We start from the raw sequence: 9,905 nt of genomic DNA, 5'->3' as shown, positions 1-9,905 counted from the left end.
GGCAGCGACGTCGAAATCTGGAACCTGGTCTTCACCCAGTTCAATCGCGTCGGCGATCCGCCGGACAATCTCAAACCCCTGCCCAGCCAAAACATTGACACCGGCATGGGCCTGGAACGAACCGCCAGCGTCCTGCAAGGCGTTTCCACCAACTTCCACATCGATTCACTGCGGCCGATCGTCGATGCCGCCGCGGACGTCGTCGGCGTGCACTACGACCCCGACAGCGATAACGGTCGGCGCCTGCGGCGGATCACCGACCACGCGCGGGCGTGCGCCTTCGCGATCCACGAGAACGTCTACCCCGGACGTGACAAGGCCAAGTACGTCGTCCGTCGTCTGATCCGACGCGCGGTGTTGGACGGCTACCAGATGGACCTCCGCGAGCCCTTCCTGCACAAGCTCGTTGCCGCGGTCGCCGACGCCAGCCGAACCGCGTACCCCGAACTGAGCGAAACGATCCCGCGCGTCAGCGAAGTCATCGAGTCGGAAGAGAACGCGTTCTTCGGAACGATCGACGGCGGCATGAAACGCATCGGACAACTGTTCAAAGAGATGAACGAAGAAGACGCGGTGATGGTCCCCGGTAAAGAAGCCGCGGAACTGAATACGACCTACGGCGTCCCCCCGGAGTTGTTGCAAACCCTCGCCGCCGAAAAGAATTTCACCTTCGATTGGCCGGGCTATCGCGACGCGATGCACGAACACGCGATCGCCAGCGGTGCCGGGCAAGTCGAATTGTTCCAGACCGGTCCCCTGGAAACACTCAAGGAAGCTCTGCGTGAAACACCGTTTGTCGGCTATGACACGACCGAGACCACCGCAACGATCAAGGGCATCATCACCGGCGACGGCAAAGACAAAGACGACGAAGGCCAGTTGCTGAGCCGCATCAGCCGCCCGGGCGACGCCGAATTTCGTTTGGTGCTCAGCGAATCCCCGTTCTATGGCGAATCGGGTGGCCAGGTCGGCGACATCGGTGTCATCCGCTCGGATGATTTCGAGTTCATCGTCCACGATACCCAAAAACACGGCGGCCTGATCGTCCACCACGGCAAGCTGACCAAGGGTGAAATCAAAGAAGGCGCGAGCTGCAAAGCCGTCGTCGATACCGAGCGACGCGGCGCACTCGCCCGCGCCCACTCCGCCACCCACATCCTGCACCACGCACTGCACACCAACATCGGCGACCACGCCCAACAACAGGGCAGCAAGGTCGAAGAGGATCGTTTGCGTTTCGATTTCACCAACCAAAAACCGATTCCCGACGACGTCTTGGTCAAAATCGAAAGCGACGTGATGACGCGGATCGACGAAGACGCCGAGGTCTCGTGGCAGACCAGTCCGCTGGCCGAAGCTCGCAAGGCCGGCGCGATGATGTTGTTCGGTGAAAAGTACCCCGACCCCGTCCGCATGGTCTCCATCGGCGACTACAGCAAAGAGCTTTGCGCGGGGACGCACGTGACGCGTTCCAGCAGCGTCCAAACGTTCGAGTTGATGGCCGAAGAAAGCGTCTCTGCCGGCACACGTCGAATCGTTGCCCTGACCGGCGCCCGCGCCGAGCAGCATCGTCAACAGACGCAAACGTTACTCGCTGACATCGCCGCGCGACTCGGTACCGACCCGGCACGCGCCGGGGGTGCGATCGAACAGTTGGCCGGCGAAGTCCGACAACTGAAGAAGGAACTCACCAGCGGTAAACCGTCCGAGCATGCCGACACGTTTTCCGTCGCCGCGGATTGCCCCGCCGCGAACGTCAGCGATTATCCCAGCGTCCGCGCCAGCGTCCGTGAGATCACGCGACGGCTGAACGTCTCTCAAGACGAAGTGCTCGCGCGTATCGATTCGATGCTCGCCGACCGCGCCGGCTTGGTCGCGCAATTGAAAGAAGCCACCGCCGGCGGAAAGATCACCGCGGATGACTTGATCGGCAAAGGGGAAAAGGTCGGCGACGATTTGATCGTGGTGGCGGAAGTCCCCGGTGCCAACCCGAACGTCATGCGAGGCTGGATCGATCAGATCCGCAAAAAATCCTCCGGCGGATCGGCCGTGCTGCTCGGTACCGTCCAAGGCGACAAGGTGGTCCTGGTGGGAGGCCTCAGTCACACGCTGGTCGACAAAGGCTTGAAAGCCGGCCAATGGGTCGGCGCGGCCGCCAAGATGGTCGGCGGTGGCGGCGGTGGTCGCCCCGACATGGCCCAAGCCGGCGGCAAAGACCCCAGCAAACTGCCCGCCGCACTCGACGCCGCGAAGTCGTCGATGCGGGAACAACTCGGCGCGTAAGCGTTGTGCCTGACGAGACTTTGGTCGTTCTGGTTCCGTGGTGGATCAAGAATCACTCGGCTCGGTTCGCCAAAGGCGATCAACAACATAGCCTGGGGTGAGACCGGATGAGCCCCAGGCTATGCTGTGCATGCCCTTTGGGCAAATGCTGCGGAACGGTTTCCGCCTAAGAGTCGGACTGGGTGCAACGTTCAATTTTTCGAACGCCAGGCGGAGCCTGGCCACGACACAGGACACGCTGGAAGCCAATCCTCCTCCGCCCCCCTACTCCCACGCGTTCAGTTCATCGATCTGCTCATTCAACGTCAGCAGGTCATAGACGAACCCGACACCCAGCAATCCTCCGGTCAGCAGGTACAGCACACCGGTAAAGATCTTGCCCATGTACAAGCGGTGCACGCCGAACAGCCCCAGAAACGTGTGCAGCACCCAGCAAAGCGTGTAATCGAACCGTCCCCTGCGGTACCGCCGTGACGCGTCTTCGGCCATCGACGGGATCAGGAACAGGTCCACAATCCAGCCGATCAAGAACACGCCGCCGGTGAAAAACCAAATCACCCCCGTGATCGGTCGGCCGAAATAAAACCGGTGAGCACCAAAGATGCCGAGGATCCAGTAGAGATATCCGATCAGCACCGGGTGGGTCGGCGACGTTTCAGTGGCCACACTGTGGCCGGGGTGGGGATAACTGTCAGTAGCAGCGTGCATGGCTCGGCGATGCGGTGGAAAGGACGATTGGGTGACAGCGGGAGGTCTTTTTGGCACAACACTCGCCGCCGTTGCTGTGATTCGCAAATCGTGTTCCAGTCTTGGCATCGGCCGGAACCGTTTCACTGAACTTCCTCCAACCGTAGGGAATCCCACACCATGCCAGCGACACTCGAAGACGCGATCGCTTTGGCCGCGACACACTTCACCGGAATCACCGACAAATCGGGTCAGCCCTACATTCTGCACTGCATCCGTGTGATGATGGGCGTGGAGTCGCTGGACGCCAAAATGGTTGGCGTGCTGCATGATTTGGTCGAAGACACACCAGTCACCCTGGACGATCTTCGATCACACGGATTCAGCGATCGGGTGGTCCAAGCCGTCGATCTGATGACCCACCGCAGCGAGACGTCGTACCAGGACTACGTGATTCGGTTGCGAGAAAACGAACTCGCCCGGCAAGTCAAATTGTCCGATTTGCGCGACAACCTCTCCCTGGACCGCGTGTTGCTCCGCGGCGAACGCTTCCAGCGAGACCTCTCACGCGTGGGCAAGTACGTGGCGACCCATCGATTCCTGGTCGACGAAATCGACGAAGCTGCCTACCGCGAAATCATGGAGCGTTTGTAGCCGCGCTGCAGCTGTTCGCGGAACGGCGCGAGCGGTTTATGCTTCACAGTGGTGTTAGCGGCAGGGCGCAAGCCCTCCGGTCCCCCATCGTTCCCCGAAACACCGGAGGGCTCGCGTCCTACCGCTAAAAAAATGCTTCACAGCGTTGCCCGACGGCGTCGAAGCAAAACGCGCTAGAACACTCGATTTCGGCCTGCGGCCCCGCCGGGACAAAACGAGCGCATTTCTGCTAGGATGCTCCGTCCCCCTTTTTGACTGGTCAATCGCTTGCTGAGACAGCTTTGATGAATGGTTTTCCGGGATCCGCGACGTTCGTGATCCCCACAATGGACGAACAAGACACCGTCGGCACGTTGGTCGAAAAGATCGGCGAGGCCTGTCGCGGCATCGACTTGCCCCACGACGTGCTGTTTATCGATGACGGCTCCACCGATCAGACGTGGGCCCGAATCGAATCGCTGGCCGACCAACACGATCACGTTCGCGGCATCCGGTTTCGACGAAACTTCGGCAAAGCGGCGGCGCTCTCGGCGGGGTTTGCGCAGGCCACCGGCGAGGTCGTGTTCACGATGGACGCCGATTTGCAAGATGATCCGGTGGAGATCCCCGCGTTCATCGACAAGCTGAACGAGGGCTTTGACGTCGTCAGCGGCTGGAAACAGAAACGCAAAGACGCGCTCGACAAGACTCTGCCCAGCAAGGTGTTCAACTGGCTGGTCAGCCGGATGACCGGCGTGCACCTGCACGACCACAATTGTGGGTTCAAAGCGTACCGTGGGCCGGTGACCAAGGACGTCACCTTGTACGGCGAGCGACACCGCTTCGTTCCCGTCTTGGCCGCCGCCCGGGGATGGCGCGTCGCCGAGATCCCCGTCGTTCACCACGCCCGCCAATTCGGCCGATCCAAGTACGGGGTCTCGCGACTGGCCAAAGGGTTCCTGGATCTGCTGTCCATCTTTTTCTTGACGACGTTCGGCAAGCGGCCCTTCCATTTCGTCGGGGCGATCGGCTTGCTGTTCTTTTTGACCGGTGGCTTCGGGCTGGTTTATCTGTCTGCGATGTGGGTGATCTCGCGGCAATTGGAATCGATGAAAGATGTTGATCTGCACGCGTCGGCGTTGTTTTACTACTGCATCACCGCGCTGCTGCTGGGGGCACAGATGTTCCTGGCCGGGCTGTTGGCCGAGTTGATCGTTTCCTTGTCCGAACAGTCCAAGCACCCCTACAGCATTCTGCAAGATACCGACGCGACTGCGAGATCGGCCGGCGGAGGTCAGCGATGAAAGATGCAAGCGAAACGGGGATTCCGATCGCAGGTGTCTACACGCTGTTGATCGTGATCGCCCTGTCGGTCGTCTCGGGCCGCATTGCCACGGTCATCAGCCGGGAAGGCGACACGCCGTTCTTGAGCGCGAACGATCGATCCCGCTGGTGCACGATTGCCGCGTTGGTCGAAAACGGAACCTATCAAATCGATCCGTTCCTGGAACGTCGCGGGATCAAACAGAATCGCCGTCCCTGGGCGACGATCGATCTGGTTCGCCATCGCGGCCGCGACGGGCAACTGCACTACTACAGCAGCAAGCCGCCGCTGCTGCCGACGATCTACGCCGGGGTGTATTGGTGTGTGTCGCGGACCATGGGGATGTGGCTGAGCGATTACCCGATTTATGTCGGCCGAGTGATCCTTTGGCTGGTCAACGTCCCGACGCTGTTTGTGTTCTTGATCTGCACCATTCTCGCCATCGACCGCGTCACGCACTCGGTTTGGGCAAAGTGTTTTCTCGCCGCATCGGTCTGCTTCGGCACGATGTTGCTGCCGTTTTCGATCGCGCTGAACAATCACTTGCCGGCGGCCGCGTCGGCTGCGGTGGTGCTGTACGTCTTCGTGCGATCGCTCCAGCAGCCGACTGGCCACGGATGGTTGTTGCTAGCCGGACTGGCGGGCGGATTCACCGCCGCCAATGAATTGCCGGCGCTGTCGATGACCGTTTTTTGGGGCGGACTGTTGTTGCTGGTCCAGCGGCGGTCACTGCCGGCCTACTCCGCCGGTGTGCTGATTGTCGCGGTGGCATTTTTTGCGACCAATTGGATCGCCCACCAAAGCCTGCGGCCGCCGTACACGCACCGCGGCGACGGCGAACTGATCGCCACCCTCGACCACGCCGAACCGACTGACGATCAATTGCGATCGGCATTGGCGGCGCACGATTTGGCCTCGGATCAATCCCAGATCGAAACCGGCCCGTCACGCGATCCCCAGCGGACCCGGGTGGTCGTCGACGGGAAACAACAATTCGGCCTGATTCGCAGCGCCGACGGACCGTCGCAGCTACGGCATTGGGACGATTGGTACGACTATCCATCCAGCTATTGGGTCGACGGGAAACGCCGGGGCGTCGACGTCGGCGAACCGTCGCGACTGGTTTACGCCGCCAACATGACGGTGGGGCACTACGGGATTTTCTCGCTGACCCCGATCTGGTTGCTGATGCCGATCGGATTGCTCGGATTGCTGTCATCACGCTCCACGGAACTGCGCCTGCTGCTCGCCGTGATCGCGTTGGCGACGGTTGTTTGTGCGGTGTTTTACGTGCTTCGGCCGGAGATCGACCGCAATTACGGCGGGGTCAGCGTGTGTTTTCGTTGGATGCTGTGGTTTGCACCGCTGTGGTTGTTCGCGATCGCCGGGCCTGTAGAGTGGCTCAGTGGTCGTCCGTGGGGGCGGTGGCTGGCGTACGTTTTGCTAGCAGCCAGTGTGACTTCGATGTCGATCTCGCTCGACGGTCCCTGGCAGTCTCCTTGGCTTTACCGGTTTTGGCAGTATTTGGGCTGGCTCGCCCCGTAAATCAGGCACTACTATCGTGTCGTCGGACGGACCGCCAATCCGTCTGGCACCCAACAGAAAGACGGATTGGCAATCCGTCCCCACGCTGGCTCGCAATCCACCGGGGCTAGAGACTCGTTGAGCGGCAAGGAAGCCGAATCGAAAGACATTGCAACATCGGGAAAGTCCTCTCGATGGATGGTCGTTGCGCTGTTGATTGCGGCGATCGTTTTCATCTTTCGCTTCATCGCCCCGCAGACCGTGGGGGAACAGGTCCGACGTCATGTCGAGCAGACGTTTCGCGACCATTATCCCGATCTGGAAATCTCGATCGGTCGGGGCCGTGTCGAACCCAACATCGGATTGATCCTGGATGACATCCGGATCTTGCAGCCGAGCAAATCCGAGTCGGCGGCGACGCGGCGGGCGCGCACCTTGAGTGACCGTCTGGGCATCACCGCCGACGCTTCACGCGAACTGGTGCGGATTGGTCAGATCGTGGTGGTGGCGAGCGCCGACATCTCAAAACTGCTTGAGAAAGAAAACCCACTGGTCACCCGTCGGATCGTGATCAGCGGCGTTCGAGCCCACGCCTGGCTGGATGAAGACGGCAAGCTCTCACTCGAATCGCTGTGGCCAATGCCGACGTTTGGCAAAGTCGCTTGTCCCAGGATGGAGGTCCGCAACGCCAAACTGGTGCTGGCCAACGAGTCCGCGGATTCACGCCCGATCGAAATCGATGTCGCCCAAGCGGTGATCTTGAAGCAGTTCGCTTGCGAGACCGATCCCGCCGGATCAGTCGACATCGGGTCTTCGGCCGGATCCGCCAGCTCGTGCTCCTCGACGATCACCGCCAATGGCACCGCGGCCTTTGCCGAGCATTTTGCGTTGCAGATCACCAGCGACGGCAAGCAAACCGATGTGCGGGGTGAAGTCCGCGGCGGAAAACTGACCGGCGAACTGATCGATCGCTTGCCGGCGCAACTGCAGGAAAAACTAAAACCGCTTCGAGGTCTGGAATTGCTGGCCGACACGACGGCGATCGCGCGGATTCAGCCCGGCCATCCGATCAACTTCGCGACCCGCAGCCGCATTCACGACGGTCGGTTTCGGCACCCCAAGTCATCGATGCCGGTCAAAGAGATTCGTGGCGTGCTGAGTTGTCGTCCCAGCGGCGTGCAGCTGGAATCCTGTCAGGCGTTTTGGGGCGACGCGCGGATCAAGCTGGACGGCTACACCGTGGGTTATTCCCACCCCATCGAAGCTCATCTCGATGTTTCGGCCTACAACCTGTTGCTGGACCAACGGTTCGCCGCCGTGATTCCCCAGCGGTTGGAAGCCGGATGGAAGAAATTCGAACCGCGCGGATTGATCGACGTCACCAACGCACACTTTGACATCGTCGGCGAGCAGATCGAAACGACCGCTGAAATCACCTGCAAGGGCGTCGAGCTGAACTATGAAAAATTCCCCTACCCGGTCCGGCAGATCACCGGAGAGCTGTTGATCAGGGATCAGCGTGTCCAAACAAAACTGGCCAGCGGGCGGATCGGTGGCCAGCTGATGCAGTGCGTGTTCGACCTGCCGCTGCGTTCCGACACGCAACAGCAACGCGTGTTCTCGGTGGCGATGGCCGGACCGATTGCGATTGATGGCGAACTGTTGAACGCGTTGTCGCCGCGCGGGGGCGAGGTCACGGCGCTGGAGCGTTTCATTCGCTCGCTCAACCCGCTCGGAGCGATCCATCTGGTCCGTGGCACGCTGCGGACCGACGCGGATGGAATCAAGCATCAGGACATGGAATTAAAAGTCAGCGATGCGACGCTGCGATTCGACGCCTTTCCCTATCCGCTGTACAACGTCACCGGCGACATTCGGGTCGTCGATGATCACGTGACACTGACGGGATTCCAAGGCTCCAATGCCAACGGCGGAGTGATTCGGTGCGAGGGCGACTACCGGATTCCCGCCCGCCGCGACGAACCGGCAAAAGCTGAATCCATCGCGCTAACTTCGCGGCCGTCGTTGGTCTTGGAGTTCGATGCCACCCGCATTTCGCTCGACGAAGCGCTTCGCAGTTCGCTTCCGCCGGCGTCGCAACAGACCTGGGACAACCTCGCTCCCAGTGGAGTGCTCGATTCGCTGAGCATTCAACTGGTTCGCGACGCCACCGAGAGCCCGTTGAAGCTGAACGTCGCTGCCAATCAATTTGATTCCAAGCGAATCGGCTCGGACACCTTGCGATTGCAACCGATCGCCCTGCCGTATCGATTGGACATCGTCGAAGCCGCGGTTCGATACGAGGGCGGACGTGTGATGATCGACGCGATTCGCGCCGAGCACGGTCGATCGGCAGTCTCCGCCGACGGTGGCTGTTGGCAGCTCAAGGACGGTCGCTGGTTGCTGAGTGTCGACGTGCACAACGGCAGTCGATTGATTCCTGACGCCGAATTGATCAACGCGTTGCCCGAACAGATGCGTGGAGCCATGCGTGGCTTGAACCTCCGCGGACCGGTCGGCCTGAGTGGACTGACCGAAACGCTGCTCTCCGACGACAGCCACCCCGATCCGATCTTTGGCTGGGACCTGCAGTTGCAATTAGAAGGCAACCGAATCGGCGACGTCGGGCCGGTGCACGGGCTTCGCGGAGAACTGTCGGTCAAGGGTCGCAAGGACGCCCGCGAGATCGCCGCCGAGGGCGAAGTCCGGATCGATTCGCTGCACATCAATGATCTGCAAATCACCCGGCTGCGCGGCCCCTTTCAGATGCGTGACGATCGTCTTCGACTGGGAGGCATGGGTCGCAACGGCGAGTTCCAACAACCGATCGAAGGCCGATTGTTCGACGGGACGATACGCATGGATGGCAACGTGACGCTCTCAGACGCCAATTTTGATGTGCGGCTGGCGCTGATCCAGGCCAAGCTGCCGGTGTTGCTGGCCGAACTGGGCCACGGGATGAGCGATCTGACCGGCTCGCTGGTCGGCAGCATGAACCTGGAAGGCGTGCTCGGGACCACCGACCTGTTGCGTGGCCAAGGCCATGCCGTCATCACCGATGCAAACCTTTACCAGGTCCCGGTGTTGATGCAATTGCTGAACGTGCTCTCGATCACCCCGACCGAAGACGTCGCGTTCACCAACGCCGACATCACCTACCGGCTCAGCGAAAACGAGATCTTTTTTGATGACTTGAAACTCTGGGGCAGCCTGATCGCGCTGCACGGAAACGGCATGCTCGATCGCCGCCGTGAACTCGATTTGACCTTCAACACCCGCGTCTCACCCCGCAACACCTTCACCCGGATCTTGCGTCCGCTGATGGACCAGCGTTACACCTTGTGGACGGTCGACGTGACCGGACCGCTGGATGACCCCAACATCGAACGCCGGGCGCTCGACGGAGTCGGCCAAACCATTGAGCGGTTATTCCAAGGCATGAACACCGCCCCCG

At 60.8% G+C, this 9,905-nt stretch carries 6 protein-coding genes; 5 read left to right on the top strand and 1 reads right to left on the bottom strand.

The window, feature by feature from the left end:
* On the top strand, positions 1-2,283 hold a 2,283-nt coding region (gene alaS, locus ABX749_RS10040; RefSeq protein ID WP_372895857.1), incomplete at its 5' end, for an alanine--tRNA ligase.
* Positions 2,284-2,547: 264 nt separating this feature from the next.
* Here alaS and ABX749_RS10035 read toward each other — a convergent pair.
* On the bottom strand, positions 2,548-2,991 hold the full coding sequence (locus ABX749_RS10035; RefSeq protein WP_372895856.1) for a TM2 domain-containing protein: 444 nt from the start codon (positions 2,989-2,991) through the stop codon (positions 2,548-2,550).
* A gap of 159 nt (positions 2,992-3,150) precedes the next feature.
* Here ABX749_RS10035 and ABX749_RS10030 point away from each other — a divergent pair, with 159 nt between their 5' ends.
* The 4 genes from ABX749_RS10030 to ABX749_RS10015 all read left to right on the top strand — a co-directional run.
* Complete coding sequence (locus ABX749_RS10030; RefSeq protein WP_372895855.1) at positions 3,151-3,624, top strand: hypothetical protein; 474 nt, start codon at positions 3,151-3,153, stop codon at positions 3,622-3,624.
* 284 nt (positions 3,625-3,908) lie between these two features.
* On the top strand, positions 3,909-4,907 hold the full coding sequence (locus ABX749_RS10025) for a glycosyltransferase family 2 protein (RefSeq protein ID WP_145217799.1): 999 nt from the start codon (positions 3,909-3,911) through the stop codon (positions 4,905-4,907).
* Positions 4,904-6,472, top strand: coding sequence for a hypothetical protein (locus tag ABX749_RS10020; protein ID WP_372895854.1), 1,569 nt, complete (start codon positions 4,904-4,906; stop codon positions 6,470-6,472). Before ABX749_RS10025 ends, ABX749_RS10020 begins: the two co-directional genes overlap by 4 nt.
* 177 nt (positions 6,473-6,649) lie before the next feature.
* Positions 6,650-9,905 (top strand): hypothetical protein (locus tag ABX749_RS10015; RefSeq protein ID WP_372895853.1); only part of this gene is annotated, 3,256 nt, incomplete at its 3' end.

The sequence above is a fragment of the Stieleria sp. genome, from assembly GCF_041595215.1.
In the GTDB taxonomy this organism is placed as follows: Bacteria; Planctomycetota; Planctomycetia; order Pirellulales; family Pirellulaceae; genus Stieleria; species Stieleria magnilauensis.
The sequence above is the reverse complement of the archived record's forward strand: the minus strand, read 5'-3'. Positions and strand labels throughout refer to the sequence as shown.